Raw genomic sequence first — 16,828 nt, 5'->3', positions numbered from 1 at the left:
ATTAAAGGAGGGATTATGAAATTATTGAAAGGGATTTTTTTCGTTTATTGTTGTACCAGTGCATTGAGTTATGCCTTACCCGCTGAACGTGATCTCGCCCAGCAAATCGGACAGCTTTCTGAGGTGTTATCGCAACAGGTTATCAAAAGTGCGGTCGAAAATCAGGCAGTTTTAACGCCCGAGTTAAGTGATGAGGCTCATCGAGAATTGGCAATAAAAGCGGCGGATAAACAAGATTGGGAAACGGCATTTCAACATATTTTACCATTAGCATTAAAAGGCGATTATCAAGCCCAAGCCAATTTAGGTATTTTATATGCCAAAGGGAAAGGGGTTGAACAAGATCTGGATAAAGCCTATTGGTGGTTTAGCGAGGCAGCTGAAAAGGGTAGTATTAAAGCGATTAATAATTTAGCGGTATTTTATTTGCAAGGTCATGGCGTGAAAAAAGATGTAAAACACAGCATTAAACTTTTCGAACGCACGGCGGATTCAGGTTCGGAAGATGCCATGGTGATTTTGGGGCAGATCTACGAAAATGATTTAAAGCAGCTTAAAAATGCCTTTAAATGGTTTAAAAAAGCCGCAGAAGTGGGGAATTATAATGCCAAATATCGCATTGCGTTAATGTATGAATACGGTGAAGGGACCAAGAAAAATAAGAAACAGGCTATTCACTGGTATCAACAAGTGCTCAAAGAAGACGGGGCATTAACGGAACAAGCTCAAGCTCGTTTGGCTCGATTAACGAAATAAATTCGACATCAAGAAAAAGGGATGTGTTAAACATCCCTTTTTTTATTCGGTAACTTATTGGCTTTCCACGTCAGGAGTGAGGATTTCAATATCCGCCTGACTATGCAAGCCACGGGGCAATTGTGTGCCTTTTCTGCCACGTTCAGCACGGAATTTTTGTAAATCTTCGGGTTTCAAGGTGATTTTGCGTTTACCCGATAAAAACACCAAGCTGCTGTTTTCTTCAATGAGCAGTAAACGCACTAGAAGCTCCGACCGATCTTTGGCATTGGCAGCTGGAATGGTGACAATTTTATTGCCTTTTCCTTTGGCTAAGGACGGTAAATCTTGGGCTGGGAAGATCAACATCCGTCCTGCAGAGGTTAATGCCACCAAAAGTGCGGTAGGATTTGGCAGTATTTTTGGCGGTAACACCTTGGCATTTTCTGGTAAGGAAATTAAGGCTTTGCCAGCTTTGTTACGTGCAATCAGATCCTCAAACTGACAAATAAAGCCATAGCCTGCATCTGATGCCATTAAAATCGGTTGATTGTCTTGCTCGAATAACAAATGCACCACGCTAGCACCAGCAGGTAGACTCAATTTCCCTGTGAGTGGCTCGCCTTGTGAACGTGCCGATGGCAGACTGAGCGGATCTAAAGCATAGCTTCGCCCTGTGCTATCAATAAACACCACAGGCTGGTTACTTTTTCCGTAAGCGTGAGCAAGATACTTATCCCCTGCTTTATAGTTCAAATTCCGCACATCAATATCGTGTCCTTTGGCACAACGCACCCAGCCCATTTCCGATAAAATCACCGTCACAGGTTCTGCTGGCGTCATCTCGCTTTCGGCAATGGCTTTGGCTTCTTCACGTTCCACCAAAGGCGAGAGGCGAGGGCTGGCGTAGGTTTTGGCATCTTGTTGAATCTCTTTTTTCAACAAGCTATTTAGGCGGCGCTCTGAAGATAAAATTTGTTCAAGACTTAACCGCTCTTCTTCTAATTTTGCTTGTTCTGCTTTTAATTCTTGCTCTTCTAACTTGGCTAAATGACGTAAACGCAAGTTTAAAATGGCTTCTGCTTGTTCATCACTTAAGGCAAAACGGCGGATCAATTCTTGTTTAGGTTCATCGTGATAACGAATGATTTCAATCACTTCATCAAGGTTGAGATACGCAATTAATAGCCCGGCTAAAATATGCAAGCGAGCAAGCACTTTATCTAAACGATGTTGTAGGCGGCGAGTGACGGTGGTGCGGCGAAATTGTAGCCATTCCGTGAGAATCTGAAGGAGGTTTTTCACCGCAGGTTTGCCATCTAAACCAATCATATTCATATTCACACGATAGCTTTTTTCCAAATCGGTGGTGGCAAATAGATGGGTCATTAATGCCTCACAATCCACACGGTTAGAACGAGGCACCAACACAATGCGAATGGGATTTTCGTGATCTGCCTCATCCCGAATATCTTCCACCATTGGCAATTTTTTCGCCGTCATTTGATCCGCAATTTGTGCGATCACTTTTGACGGTGACGCCTGATGAGGCAGGGCAGTAATCACAATTTCGCCCTCTTCTTTTTTCCAGACCGCACGCATACGCAAAGAACCTCGCCCTTGCTCATACAGTTTGCGAATGTCCGCTTTCGGCGTAATAATTTCCGCTTCCGTTGGGTAGTCAGGACCTTGCACCACGCTTAACAGATCCGTCAAGGTAGCTTGCGGATTATCCAGCAACATTACGGCAGCGTCAGCAATTTCATTAATATTATGGGGCGGAATATCCGTCGCCATCCCCACCGCAATGCCTGTGGTGCCGTTGAGTAAAATATGTGGCAAGCGTGCAGGCAAATATTGTGGCTCTTCAAGGGTGCCATCAAAGTTCGGTTGAAAATCCACTGTGCCTTGCCCTAATTCCGACAATAACACCTCGGAAATTTTCGACAGGCGTGATTCCGTATAACGCATCGCCGCAAAAGATTTCGGATCATCAGGTGCCCCCCAGTTACCCTGACCGTCCACCAAAGGGTAGCGATAAGAAAAGGGTTGTGCCATTAACACCATGGCTTCATAACAAGCGGTGTCGCCATGTGGGTGAAATTTCCCCAGCACATCGCCCACGGTACGGGCGGATTTTTTATATTTTGCGGCGGCATTCAAGCCCAGTTCCGACATGGCATAAATAATGCGACGTTGTACAGGTTTTAACCCGTCGCCAATAAAAGGCAACGCCCGATCCATAATGACGTACATGGAATAATTCAAATAGGCTTTTTCAGTGAACTCGCGTAATGGGGTTTGTTCAATGCCTTCGTAGTTGATTGTGTTCATATCGCTGTTTTTTTCGTTTATGTTGGGTTGGACCTACTTTCTTTTGCTTGTACAAAAGAAAGTGGGCAAAGAAAATACACCCCGACTAAGTTGCTAATCCTCATTCCAAAGGCATTTTTTTAACGTAAAATAAGTTGTCTCCACTTCGTTACGCAACGTTATTTTCCTAAAAATTCCTTTTTCATTCGGGCAACTTACACGGGGACCGCATTGATATCTAGGTTGATAAAAGAGCGGTGTTTTATTCGTATTTATTAGCACCTATTACATACGCCTCTTGTTATGTAATTATTGAGTTGTTAATGGCATTTCAGTGAGTAAGTTTGGCAGTTCATAAAAAACGTTGCAAAATCGTTTTTTTCTTCGCCGCACTCTGTGCCATTATCGCTTCCAGTTTGGCAATTTCTGCTTCATAGCCCTCAATTTCGGCAACAATTTCTTGTTGTTTGGTGAGTGGGGGAACTAAAAAAGAAATTGTTTTAATGGTATCAATCGTTAATTCAATTTGACCACTTGCCCCATTTGCCATACTTTCAATTTTTTTAAAACCTATATTGGCTAATGAATATAATCCAAATTTAGAAATTAGCTTGTCATTAGGTCTAAAAATTGTAATGTGATTATCAGCAACAAAATCACCATCTAACTCAAATAATGTTACTCTTCCTGCGGTGCCTACACCTGTTGAATTAATTAAAATATCCCCTTTTTCTAATTTTCTTTCATCTAAAACGAAATCTTCTCTAACAAAAGCAGGAGTAGAAAAATCAAATTTTGTATAACCTCTTGCTTGTCCTGACTTAATAACTTGAATATTAGAAGCACCATATTTTGGAGATTTTCCCCTTCTTAACATAAGATGTAACTCATTGATTTTAAAGCGTTTTACCCCCCCCTCAGCAGATTTTTCCAACACTTCAAGGTTGTGGAAAATTTGGGCAATTTTGCTTCGATACGCTTCAATTGACATACGGCTGTTTTCGTATTCTTCATCGATTTTTTCACATTCGGCAACTATTTGTTGTTGAATATCGAGTGGGGGAAGTGGGATTTTGATGCCTGCAACTCTTGTTGTATTTAGATTTTTTACTACTCCACCCACTGCATTTTCATCAAATTGTCTTTGGGTATTTTCTGAGGTTAAAACATAATATAAAAAATCCTTATTAACATTTTTGGAAATATTGGAAATTAAAAGCCAACCATCGTGAATACAACCTTTTATCTTCAAAATATAAGGTCTTCCTGCACTCATTGAATTGGAAATAATGAAATCTCCAATATTTACAAATTTTGATTTTTTGGCACCTTCTTGCGTTATTCTTTGTTTTGTTTGAGTAATATATTTATCATTTGGAGCAACATCTCCTATTTTAATCCAATTAACACCGTTTTCAGATTCTGTTAAATAGCTATCAATCGGACGAGGCGATGCACCTCTTGAAATATTTGATATATCTGCAAGTTTCACTAACGGAAATTTACTCTTCACCTCAATCTTTTTCTGCACACTAGTACGCAATGCCTTATCAAAGGCAGTGCGTGAAAAATCAAGCATATCAACAAGGGGCAATACGCTGACAAAGGCTTTATTTTCTTCCGAAATGGCGACATTCTCACCCATAAAATGCTTACGGATATAGCTGTTTATTTTGCTTTCATCACTTAGATTGTTTGGGTTAAAAAGTGGGGTTTGGATTTGGTAAATCCCTTGGTTGCGGTTAATACTTTCTTCGTCATCATTAACCGTTGCACCCAAATATTTAATCCCTTCGTTTCCTTTCGCACTGCTCCATTCATAGCCCAAAAAGGTTTTCATTGCTTTATTATCGGCAGGGCTTTTAACAATCAGCACATCGGTTTTATTGCTTTGTGCCAATAAATAAAAATAGACCTTTTCTGCTTCTTTTTCTTTGATGAATTTCAGTAAGTTAGTTTGCAATTCGCTATTTTGCTCATCAGCACTGAGTTTCTTAAACGTGGTTTTCTTTTTCAGATTTTTGGTATCAGTGCTGTTGTCAAACTCCTTTTTGTACTCCGTAAACATTTCGCTTTCAAAAATGTGGCTTTCTTGCCCCTGCAAGCATTTTTTATACTCGGCAAAATCTAATCCGCAATGATTACAATATTGTTGCAACAAATGTTCATCGGCAAAGGTTTGGGCGATTTCAGGGGAAAAATCCCCTTTAAACCAATCGGTGACACGGTTTTTGTAATGTTCAGCAATGTCGGGTTTCTGGTCTTTTCGGCGTAAAAATAAAGTGGCGGTGTTGGTTCCTGTTTTACCAAAAGTGCCCGAGCCAAATTCGGCAATGGCGACAACATCAAAATATTTGAGAATAATTTCACGGCATTTAATGTAAATATTACCATTGGTCAAAATAGACGAAGGCAGAATAATTGCCGCCACGCCATTGGTTTTTAATAATTGCTTGGCTTTTTCAATAAAAAAGGTTTCAATGGAATTAAAGGTGTCTTCGGAAATATTGTCGTATAACTCAAAGGCTTGTTTGTCTTCGTCAGACAAGGTCGCTAAAAATCCTTTTACACTGTAAGGTGGATTGGCAACCAATACCGAAAAATCATTGTGTTTAATACGTGGATGTTGAGCTAAGGCATCGGCGTAAATAATATTGATTTGGTCTTGACCATACATAAAAGCCGACACTTTTGCCACTTTGGAAAGGCGATATTCTTTTTCGACACCGTAAATATTTTCATAATGGCTTTTTAGTTTTTCTTTATCTGCATTCCCAATAATGCCCTTGATTTGGCTGGCATATTCGGTCAAGAAATGCCCTGCACCACAGGCATAATCAATCACTTTTGGCGTGGCGTCATTTTCTAAAATTTGTGTTAAGGGTAACGCCGAAATCAGGAATTTCACAATCGGCATCGGCGTGAAAAATTGCCCTTCGGATTGTTTTACACCTTGGTCGAGAAAACCCTCAAATAAATCCCCTAAAAATTGATGTTGTTCATCTTCGTTTTTGAGTTTGATGTCTTGCAACATTTGCACCACTTCTTTAAGAATAATGGCGTTTTGCAAAAATAGATTTTCGTTATGCACATCAAGAAACGCAAAGGCGTTGTTGGAATAAAATTTCAGCTGTTTGAAATAGTCCAAAATCGTCTTTTTGGTTTCGTCTTTTTTGTTTTTAAAGAATTTAAAGGCGTTTTCAATTTCGCTTTCTTCAATGTAGGTCACATCTTCGCCTAAGAAATCAAACATTCCCACTTTGTAGAGTTTTTGCAAGCGGTCTTGCAGGCTGAAATGATCGTCCGATGCTGCCCCACGCCAATACACTTTTAAATTGTTGGGATTTTTGTTTTCATCCACCACTTTGCAAAGAAAGAGATTGACCAATTTATCAAAGGCATTTTCACGCCCTGACACATTGTGCTGACGCATAATGGTGGCAAATTGGTGATATTTTTTCTGAATAGTCTCATTATCAACGGTTTGTAAATCTTCAACCCCAAAAGGACGGTTGCCCACTTTAAACACTTGGCTTTCAAAAAGATTGTGTGAAATAAAGTCGCACTGATAGGTTTCTTTCCACACCTTAAAAAATTCTTCTTTTCCACTATTCGCATCAGCAACTTCTTTAAAACTGCGGAAATGGCTGTTGGTTTGCAGGTATTCTTCATTATCCAGCATTGAAATCAGGTGATACAAAGGCGTGTGTTTTTGCGTTTGTTCATCAAAATCGGCAGTATAAAGGCAAATCCACTGGGCTTGACGGTAGCTGTTGTAATAGTTAAAGAGTTGCCCGCCATCTTTAAGCATTTTGTTCCAAGCCTTAGAAAACTCTTTGCTTTTCCCATCATCAGCCGTTTTGCATTCGATCAGTAAATAAGTCTTTTTGTCGTTATCTTGCACAATAATATCGCAAAAACCGCCCGTCATACCGTGTCCGCCTGGCATACCCTGCTCTAAAACAATATGTTCAGGCTTGTAACCGCTTTGCAGTAAATTATGCACGCATTCAAACACCACAAAATTTTCAGGCTGTGAAAAGTTTTTGGTGGTATCACGATGGGCGGTAAGCCCCTCTGGATAAACTAATTTTTCCGCCCGATAATCAACTTTTAATTCATACCCGTGAATATTTTTTGTGAATGTCTTGTGATGTTCTGCAAAGTCTAAATGTGTTAGGAGTTGTTTGAAATTATTTTTTGTGATCATTATTTTCTCTTTTTTATCAATATATTATACTGCCAAATCCACCTGATCGCCTTTGGTTTGTAGCCAGTTTTTGCGATCTTCGGCACGTTTTTTGGCAAGCAGCATATCCATTAGCTCAAGGGTTTCTTGTTGGGGTTCTTGTTCCCGATCATAGGTTAATTGCACCAAGCGGCGGGTGTTGGGATCCATTGTGGTTTCACGCAATTGGTTGGCGTTCATTTCACCCAACCCTTTGAAACGTTGTACATTAGGTTTACCTTTTTTATTTTTTAAGCGGTCTAAAATGGCCTCTTTTTCGCTTTCATCAAGGGCGTAAAACACCTCTTTGCCTAAATCAATGCGGTAAAGGGGCGGCATTGCTACGTAAACGTGTCCGTTTTGCACGAGTTTGGGGAAATGGCGTACAAATAAAGCACAGAGTAGAGTGGCGATATGTAAACCGTCGGAGTCCGCATCGGCGAGAATACAAACCTTGCCGTATCGTAATTGCGAGAGGTCGTCACTATCAGGATCAATGCCGAGTGCCACCGCAATGTCGTGGATTTCACTGGAAGAAAGCACTTGATCCGATGCCACTTCCCAAGTGTTCAAAATTTTGCCTCGCAACGGCAAAATGGCTTGATATTCCCGATCACGGGCTTGTTTGGCGGAGCCACCCGCAGAATCCCCTTCCACTAAAAATAATTCCGTTTTGTCTAAATCTTGTTGGCTACAATCGGCTAATTTGCCTGGCAGAGCAGGGCCACTCACCAGTTTTTTACGCACCACTTTTTTGGCGGCACGCAAACGACGTTGGGCGGAGCTAATTGCCATTTCCGCTAATTGTTCTGCTTGCTGTACATGTTGGTTGAGCCATAGGCTAAAGGCATCTTTCACCACGCCGCCCACAAACACCGCACTTTGACGAGAAGAAAGGCGTTCTTTGGTTTGTCCTGCAAATTGAGGATCCTGCATTTTGACTGAAAGGACATAGGCACAACGTTCCCAAATATCATCAGCGGTGAGTTTTACGCCACGGGGCAGCAGGTTGCGAAATTCACAAAATTCACGCATGGCATCGAGCAATCCTTGACGCAAACCATTTACATGGGTGCCGCCTTGCACGGTAGGGATCAAGTTAACATAGCTTTCACTCAGTAAATCGCCCCCCTCAGGCAACCACAATAACGCCCAGCTAACGGCTTCTTTATCCCCGTTAAAATCGCCAATAAATGGGCTTTCAGGCAAGGTGGTTAAGCCATTGACGGATTCGCTCAAATAATCCGATAAGCCATCTTGATACAGCCAAGTATCTTCTGTGTTGTTGACTTTATCCACGAATTTAATTTCAAGACCTGAACACAACACCGCTTTGGCACGCAATAAATGACGTAGGCGAGAGACCGAAAACTTTTCACTGTCGAAATATTTTGGATTGGGTTTGAAATGCACGGTGGTGCCCGTGTTACGTCTGCCACAGGTGCCGACCACGTCCAATTCCGACACTTTCACCCCATTTTCAAAGGCAATTTTGTAAATTTCACCATTGCGTTTGACGGTAACATCAACACGATCCGAAAGGGCGTTGACCACAGAAATGCCCACGCCGTGTAAACCGCCTGAAAATGCATAGTTTTTATTGGAAAATTTGCCACCAGCGTGCAACTTGGTGAGAATGACTTCCACCCCAGAGACTTTTTCCACAGGGTGAATATCCACAGGCATACCACGCCCGTTATCAATCACTTCAAGGGATTGATCTTTATGTAAAATCACTTCGATTTTGCTGGCGTGTCCAGCAAGGGCTTCATCCACACTGTTGTCGATAACTTCTTGCCCCAAATGGTTTGGGCGAGTGGTGTCCGTGTACATGCCCGGACGGAGTTGAACGGGTTCAAGATCTTTTAAAACGGTTATTTCGTGAGCGGAATACTGATTTGTCATAATGGTTTTATTTTTTCATCGTCAAAATTGCCCCCGATTCTAGCAAAGAACGGGTATTTTTGCACTACGGATAATGGAAGACCGCATAAGGAATTTTCTGTGAAAACGTTTGCTCATTGTATTTGATAGGCTATAATACGGCGCTTTAAATTTTTTGACTTTCTTATTTCATAAAGGTGATGACAGAAGATGACAACATTACAGACTCCTTATTATTTGATTGATAAAAGCAAACTGTTACGCAATATGGAAAAAATTGCCTATTTGCGTGAAAAATCGGGGGCAAAAGCATTGCTTGCATTGAAATGTTTTGCCACGTGGGGCGTGTTTGATTTTATGAGCCAATATATGGATGGCACAACCTCATCTTCCCTTTATGAAGTGAAATTAGGCAAAGAAAAATTTGGTGGTGAAACGCACGCTTACAGTGTGGCGTATAGCGAAGCCGAAATTGATGAAGTGGTCGCGAATGCGGATAAAATTATTTTTAACTCCATTAGTCAATTACATCGCTTTGCTGAGCGTGCCACGGGCTTACAACGTGGTTTACGTGTGAATCCTCGTGTGAGTACCTCAAGTTTTATTCTTGCTGATCCTGCTCGCCCTCACAGCCGTTTAGGGGAATGGGATATTGCGAAAATCCGTGAAGTGATGCCGTTAATTAACGGTTTTATGTTCCACAATAACTGTGAAAATGAAGATTTTGATAAATTCTGTGCGATGCTTGATCACATTGAAACAGAATTTGGTGAATTATTACACCAAGTCAAGTGGGTGAGTTTAGGCGGTGGAATTCACTTTACGGGGGAACATTATCCCTTAGACGCCTTTGCAGAACGTTTAAAACAATTCTCAGAAAAATTTGCAGTGCAAGTGTATTTAGAGCCGGGTGAAGCTTCAATTACCTTAAGTACGAGCTTAGAAGTCACAGTGTTAGACTTACTTAATAACGGCAAAGAATTAGCCATTGTAGATAGCTCCATTGAAGCTCATATGCTGGATTTATTAATTTACCGTTCCGAAGCAAAATTATTGCCTGATGCCTTCCAAGGAAAAGGGGAGCATGCTTATATGGTGTGTGGTAAATCCTGCTTAGCGGGGGATATTTTTGGTGAATACCGTTTTGAAAAGCCATTACAAATTGGCGATCGCATTTCATTTTGCGATGCAGCAGGTTACACCATGGTGAAGAAAAATTGGTTCAATGGGGTGAACATGCCTGCCATTGCCATTAAAGAATTAGATGGTTCTGTGCGTGTGGTCAAAGAATTTGGCTACCAAGACTACGTGGAGAGCTTATCGTAGAGAAACGAAAAGTGCGGTGGATTTTACAATATTTTTTAAAATCGACCGCACTTTCTCTTTGCTTTATCCTTATAAAGATAAAGTGATTTCTGCCTGATATTGACTTTTTAGGTTTTCAATATGTATCAGGTTTTTATCAACGCCTATACCGATCCTTTAGCAAGACGGTACTTGGGAGGAAAATGCTATAATGAAAAAAAATGTTTTGGTTATTGGTGCTGGTGGTGTATCTCAAGTCGTGGTACATAAATGTGCACAACATAATGATGTTTTAGGTAAAATTGTGCTTGCTTCTCGCAATGTGAAAAAATGCCAAGCCATTGCACAAAGTGTCGTGGAAAAAGGCAATTTTAAATTACCTGCAACCATTGAATGCGTTGAAATTGATGTGTTTGATATTGAAGCCACCAAAGCCTTAATTCAAAAAACAGAATCACAAATCGTGATTAATGCTGGCCCTTCATTTGTGAATATGTCTGTATTGCAAGCTTGTATTGAAACGGGTGCGGCTTATATTGATACCGCTATTCACGAAGAACCTGAAAAAATCTGTGAAACCCCGCCTTGGTATGCCAACTACGAGTGGAAACGCAAAGATCTTTGTAAACAAAATAAAATCACAGCGATTTTAGGGGCAGGCTTTGATCCTGGTGTGGTGAATGCTTATGCGGCTTATGCCGTAAATGATGAGTTCGATAGCGTCGACAGCATTGATATTATTGACATTAACGCAGGTAGCCATGGGCGTTATTTTGCCACGAATTTTGACCCTGAAGTGAATTTCCGCGAGTTTACTGGGGTGGTATGGAGCTGGCAGAATAACCAGTGGGTATCCAATCAGATGTTTGAAGTGAAACGAACAGATGATTTACCGATTGTAGGGGTACAAAATTCCTACTTAACGGGACACGATGAAGTGCATTCATTATCGCAACATTTGAATGTGCCAACAATTCGCTTCTGGATGGGCTTTGGCGATCACTATATTAACGTGTTCACCGTGTTGAAAAACTTAGGCTTATTGTCAGAACAACCTGTGAAAACCGCAGAAGGTGTGGAAATTGTTCCATTAAAAGTGGTGAAAGCCGTGTTACCTGATCCTGCTTCATTAGCACCAAATTACACAGGGAAAACCTGCATTGGTAACCTTGTGAAAGGGAAAAAAGACGGTAAAGAAAAAGAAATCTTTATTTACAATGTGGCTGATCATAAAGAAGCCTATGAAGAAGTGGGTAGCCAAGGGATTTCTTATACCGCAGGTGTACCTGCTGTTGCTGCTGCGTTATTGGTGGCGACAGGGGAATGGGATGTGGAAGAAATGCGTAACATTGAACAATTAGATCCAAAACCTTTCCTCAATTTATTAAATAAAATTGGTTTACCAAACCGTATTAAAGATGAAAAGGGTGATCGTGAGTTACAATTTTAATTAGGATTCACCCTAAAAGCACGAGAAACCATGGGTTCTCGTGCTTTTTTCTTGCTCTCAGAAGAGAAAGTTTACTTTCTTTCGCTTATCCCCCTTGCTACAATGCCTAAACGCTTATTAAGGACGCCATATCAAGCGATTATGAGCTTGTCAGCACTGTGCCACATGGCATTATCTGTCAATCTTCAACCTTTATGGATATTCATCTAGGGTATCTGTTGTTTTATTTCTGCGAGTAAAGAAGAAAATGGAAAAAATCAATCTAATAAAAGAAAGCTACAATGAATTACCTTATATTTCAAAAAGTTTTGTGCATACTTTACCCGAAAGACAAAAAGCGGTGTTATCTCTGCTAGGGTTTCAAACGCCAGAAATTAAAGGTGCACATGTTTTAGAAATCGGTTGTGGGTTTGGGGGAAATATTATTGCCTATGCTCTAGCCAATCCTGATACCCATTTTATGGGGATTGATTTATCCGACACGCAAATTGAAGGGGGGCGTGAGGTTGTTAAACAATTGGGGTTAACCAATGTTGAATTATGTTGTGCAGATATTTCTGAATTTAATAAGCCAGACATGAAATTTGATTATATTATTTGCCATGGCGTGTTCAGTTGGGTGCCAGCTTTTGTGCGAGAGAGTATTTTGAAAGTGATCAAATCCCATTTGGCAGAAAATGGTTCGGCGATCATTTCTTACAATACTTACCCTGGTTGGAAATCCCTCGAAGTGTTGCGTGATATTATGCGTTTCCGTGTGGACACCTTCGAAAAGCAAGATATGGATTTAAACTTACTGAATAAAGTGGCGTATGGGCGAGGGGCAGTTGCCTTTTTAAAAGAATTCGCCTTGGGCAATCCGCAAATGAAAGAGATCTGCAAGCGTATTGATGAGGGGGATGATCACTACATTTACCATGAATATCATGAAGAATATAATCAACCGCTGTATCTTTATGAATTTAATGTATTGCTTGAAAAACAGGGGTTAGCCCATATTTGCGATTCCACATTAAACAAAACCTTCCCTATTTTTGAGAATGATGACATTGAAAAAATGCTCAGCCAGGAATGTGGCAATGATCAAGTGTTGAAAGAACAATATTATGATTACCTTCTCAATAGCCAATTTAGAACCAGCATCGTCACCCACCTTGAAAACAAAGCGAAATGTAATATTTCTCGTGATATCAAAATAAAAGATTTAGATAACCTGTATATTCGAGGCAAAATCCAAGAGGATTCCCCACCTGAATTAATTCGCTTTTTGGATCGTTTTTATCCTCAAACCATTAAAGTTAGCGACTTTATTGAGAAACACGTAGAAGGGGATAAAAGTGCGGGCTATGCGGCGATTTTAGTGCAAATGTATAACCAAAAAATCGAGTTTTTTGCCCGAGACATGCCGTTAGTCAAAACCGAAAAACTGAAATTAAAAGCAGGTTATGCAAAATATTTTGCTTATCATCTGAAAACAGCAAAACCTGTTGTGAGTTTATCTAACTTTGTTGGCAGTATCTTAAGTCTTACCCAACATGAATTAGAAACCATGCTACTGTGTGATGGTACTCGTACCGACCAAGATTTAGTGTCGGCGGTAATAGATAAAATCCATTCAGGCGAGTGGCACATTACTACTCAAACTGAAAACGAAAAGCCTAATCCACGCCCGATTGTTGAACGATTCGTGAAAGACATTCGCTATTTTATTGAATCACATTTTATGAATGAATAAGACAACAGGGGAAACAAGAGAAGGTATCTCTCATGCTACAACGCAAGGTGGGCTAATTTGCCCACCTTCTTTTTTTACTTGGCTCATGAAAGTGCGGTGTGTTTTTGAAAAATATTGAAAAGCCTTAGACTTTTTCATTGAAGCAACAATGCTTGCCAAATGTGTTGGATAAACGCACGTTCTGCTTGAAATTCCGCCACGGGCACTTCAGGGGGTAAACCGAGTAAATTCAGATGATGAATTTTGTTGCGTAAATCCACATAACATTGTTTGAGTTGTTGGCAAACTTGTTCAGAAATGACCGCACTTTCTGCCATCACATCAAAAATTCTCACATTATCAGACCACACACAAAGTGCAGGATTTTGTGGGGCATAGGCAAGCACTAAATATTGGGCGATAAACTCAATATCTGTAATGCCGCCGCGATCCGTTTTAATATTGAAAATCTGTGTATTGTGTTGGGCAAGGTGGCTGTACATTTTTTCCCGCATGTCCACCACATCCTGTTTGAGTGGTTCAATGTCTCTTTTGGCACAAAGCACCGCTTGGCGAATTTCCTCAAACTGCTGGCGTAGTGAGGTAGCACCATAAACCGCACGGCTACGCACCAAGGCTTGTTTTTCCCATGTCCAAGCTTGTTCTAATTGATAGTCTTTAAATGCACGGATGGAACTGCATAATAAGCCCGATTCGCCAGAAGGACGTAAACGCATATCCACCTCATACAATACACCCGCAAAGGTATTAAGGCTAAAAATGCTGATAATTTTTTGGGCTAAACGGAGATAAAATTGATTACTGTCGATACTGCGTTTGCCTCCAACGGTTTGGCTATTTTCCGCAGATTGATAGAGAAAGACTAAATCTAAATCGGATTTATAGCCCAATTCAATTCCACCTAGCTTGCCATAGCCAATAATTAAAAACCCTTTTTCGTGATCCGTTAAATGTTCTGGCGTTCCGAAACGAGCAGTAACTTGTTGCCAAGCAAGATTCACCACCACCTCAATGATCGCTTCCGCTAAGAAGGTTAAATGATCACTGACTTTCATCACAGGCAATGCTCCCAGAATATCGGCAGAGGCGACACGGAGTAATGTGGCTTGTTTAAATTGGCGTAAGCCATCAATAATTTGTTCTTCATCATCGGGGGGCAGTCGCAATAAATACTGTTTTAACTCACTGGCATAATCCTCATAAGGTGGGGGATTGAGCAGTGCTTTGCGATCCAATAATTCATCTAACAAAATTGGGTGACGAGCCACTTGCTCGGCAATCAATTTGGATTTGGCACATAACTCAATTAATTGTTCTAACACTTGAGGGTGTTCTACCAATAATTCTAAATAGGTGGTGCGTGTCAGAATTTTTTCCACAATTTTTAACATTCTTGGTAACAGAACGGGATAATCAGCATGTTGGAAAATATGTTGCAATAATGAGGGAAGTAATTGATTCAAGACTTCTCGTCCACGGCTGCCAATAGGGCGACGAGTCAGCTCAAAACGGAATTGAGCCAGTTTTTCTAAGATGGCATCAATGTGTGTATCAGGAATGTGGTTTTCAGCGAGCATTTGTGCCAGTTCGCTATTTTCCAAATCGGGATCGAGAAAATCTTGCCAATGGTTTTCTTCTTTTGCATTGTCGTTATCTTTTTCATCACCAATCAAATTGTTAAAGATCGCTCGCACGTTGTGTTGGTGTTGCTGTAATACCTGATAAAAACTGTCCCAATCCTGAATAGGATAATGCACCGTTTCTGCCTGCTGTTGGGCGTTCCATTGTGTAAAACACTGTGTGGCTTGGATTAAACGCCAACGGTCTATTTCTTCTTCGGGAAGCACTTGGGTTTGTTGGTCATGAATAGCTTGTAAAATATTTTCAGTGCGTCTTAAAAATAAATAGGCTTGCTGTAAATCCTGTTGTTGTTTGGGGGAAATAAATTCAAGTGCGGTGATTTCTGGCAAAATATTGAGTAATTCATGTTGTTGTAAACGAATTTCTCGTCCACCTCGAATCAGCTGAAAAACTTGCACAATAAATTCAATTTCACGAATCCCTCCCGCCCCCAGTTTGATGTTATCCACCAAACCACGACGACGGACTTCTCGTGCAATTTTACTTTTCATGTCTCGTAGGGCTTGAATCACACTAAAATCAATATAGCGGCGATAAACAAAAGGGCGAAGCAGTTGTTGTAGTTGTTTCACATGAGGATCTTGCTGATCCGCCCCTAAAATTCTGCCTTTTATCATTGCGTAACGTTCCCAATCCCGACCTTGCTCTTGGTAGTAAAGTTCTAAGGCATTAAAACTGAGCACCAATGCCCCATTTTCACCAAAGGGGCGTAAACGCATATCCGTACGATACACAAACCCATCGGCAGTGTATTGATCCAAGGCATTCACTAAGCGTTGTCCAAGACGAGTGAAAAACTTGCTGTTTTCCACGGCACGTCTGGCACCAATGGTTTCACCTTGATTTGGGTAGGTAAAAATTAAATCAATATCGGAAGAAAAATTGAGCTCAAAACCACCCAGTTTTCCCATTCCTAAAATATAAAGCTGCTGTGGATTGCCTTGCTCATCGACTGGTGTGCCCATCTCTTGGCAAGCTTGTTGGTATAACCAATCTCTTGCACCAATAATCAAGCTTTCTGCCAGTTGGGATAAGCGAATAAAAATTTCTTCAACGGTGGCTAAGTTCAAACTTTGACAAAAACTGAGTTTTGCCATTTCACGATAACGAAATTGGCGTAATACACGATAAAAATCTGCTTCATTATCAATGTGTGCCAATGCTTGTGTTAGGCGAGTGGGGTAGTCGGTACAATCCTCAAATCGAGGAGGCTGTTGCCAACATTGGCGTAAAAAGTGCGGTTGTTTTTTTAACGATTCTGCGAAAAAGTCAGACAGACTCACGGCACGGTAAAGTTGTCCAATAGGGCTGTGAAGATCCTGTTTTTGTTGGGTAAGTTGTGCAAACAGGCTATCCTTCTCGTATTCAGGGAAATGCTGGATTAAGGTTTCAGCAAGCTGTTGTAATTGATTATCGAAATGTGTCAAGGCAAATGGCATAAAGGCTCCTAGAGCAAAAAAGAATGAAGATCACCAAATCGAAGCCAATCATATAGGATGACTGATGCATGGACTTTAGCACGAAATTTGCCTTTTTG

8 protein-coding genes are annotated in these 16,828 nt (G+C 40.8%); 4 read left to right on the top strand and 4 right to left on the bottom strand.

Annotated elements, in window-relative coordinates; all coding sequences use genetic code 11:
• Positions 1 to 15: 15 nt before the first annotated feature.
• Positions 16 to 756, top strand: a complete 741-nt coding sequence (locus ACPEEM_RS05910; RefSeq protein ID WP_424402704.1) for a tetratricopeptide repeat protein — start codon at positions 16 to 18, stop codon at positions 754 to 756.
• A 54-nt stretch (positions 757 to 810) separates the two neighbouring features.
• On the opposite strand, the gene parC is transcribed toward ACPEEM_RS05910, so the two are convergent.
• From parC to parE, 3 genes are all read right to left on the bottom strand, one after another.
• Positions 811 to 3,069, bottom strand: coding sequence for a DNA topoisomerase IV subunit A (gene parC / locus ACPEEM_RS05905; RefSeq protein ID WP_424405587.1), 2,259 nt, complete (start codon positions 3,067 to 3,069; stop codon positions 811 to 813).
• A gap of 331 nt (positions 3,070 to 3,400) precedes the next feature.
• Complete coding sequence (locus ACPEEM_RS05900; RefSeq protein WP_424408159.1) at positions 3,401 to 7,258, bottom strand: N-6 DNA methylase; 3,858 nt, start codon at positions 7,256 to 7,258, stop codon at positions 3,401 to 3,403.
• 24 nt (positions 7,259 to 7,282) lie between these two features.
• The gene (parE, locus tag ACPEEM_RS05895) at positions 7,283 to 9,181 is read right to left on the bottom strand and encodes a DNA topoisomerase IV subunit B (protein WP_424408157.1); all 1,899 of its coding nucleotides are present in this window, start codon (positions 9,179 to 9,181) and stop codon (positions 7,283 to 7,285) included.
• Between the two features lie 189 nt (positions 9,182 to 9,370).
• On the opposite strand from parE, the gene nspC reads away from it, so the two are divergent.
• The 3 genes from nspC to ACPEEM_RS05880 all read left to right on the top strand — a co-directional run bounded on the left by nspC (position 9,371) and on the right by ACPEEM_RS05880 (position 13,650).
• Complete coding sequence (gene nspC / locus ACPEEM_RS05890; protein WP_424405591.1) at positions 9,371 to 10,486, top strand: carboxynorspermidine decarboxylase; 1,116 nt, start codon at positions 9,371 to 9,373, stop codon at positions 10,484 to 10,486.
• A gap of 190 nt (positions 10,487 to 10,676) precedes the next feature.
• Complete coding sequence (locus ACPEEM_RS05885) at positions 10,677 to 11,915, top strand: saccharopine dehydrogenase family protein (protein WP_424402710.1); 1,239 nt, start codon at positions 10,677 to 10,679, stop codon at positions 11,913 to 11,915.
• 247 nt (positions 11,916 to 12,162) lie between these two features.
• Positions 12,163 to 13,650, top strand: coding sequence for a methyltransferase regulatory domain-containing protein (locus ACPEEM_RS05880; RefSeq protein ID WP_424408155.1), 1,488 nt, complete (start codon positions 12,163 to 12,165; stop codon positions 13,648 to 13,650).
• A gap of 134 nt (positions 13,651 to 13,784) precedes the next feature.
• Here the strand turns inward: ACPEEM_RS05880 and glnE are convergent, their stop codons facing one another.
• On the bottom strand, positions 13,785 to 16,730 hold the full coding sequence (gene glnE, locus ACPEEM_RS05875) for a bifunctional [glutamate--ammonia ligase]-adenylyl-L-tyrosine phosphorylase/[glutamate--ammonia-ligase] adenylyltransferase (protein WP_424408153.1): 2,946 nt from the start codon (positions 16,728 to 16,730) through the stop codon (positions 13,785 to 13,787).
• Positions 16,731 to 16,828: the final 98 nt, after the last annotated feature.

The organism is Pasteurella pantherarum, assembly GCF_049670885.1.
In the GTDB taxonomy this organism is placed as follows: Bacteria; Pseudomonadota; Gammaproteobacteria; order Enterobacterales; family Pasteurellaceae; genus Pasteurella.
This window is presented reverse-complemented; position numbering and strand designations above follow the sequence as displayed.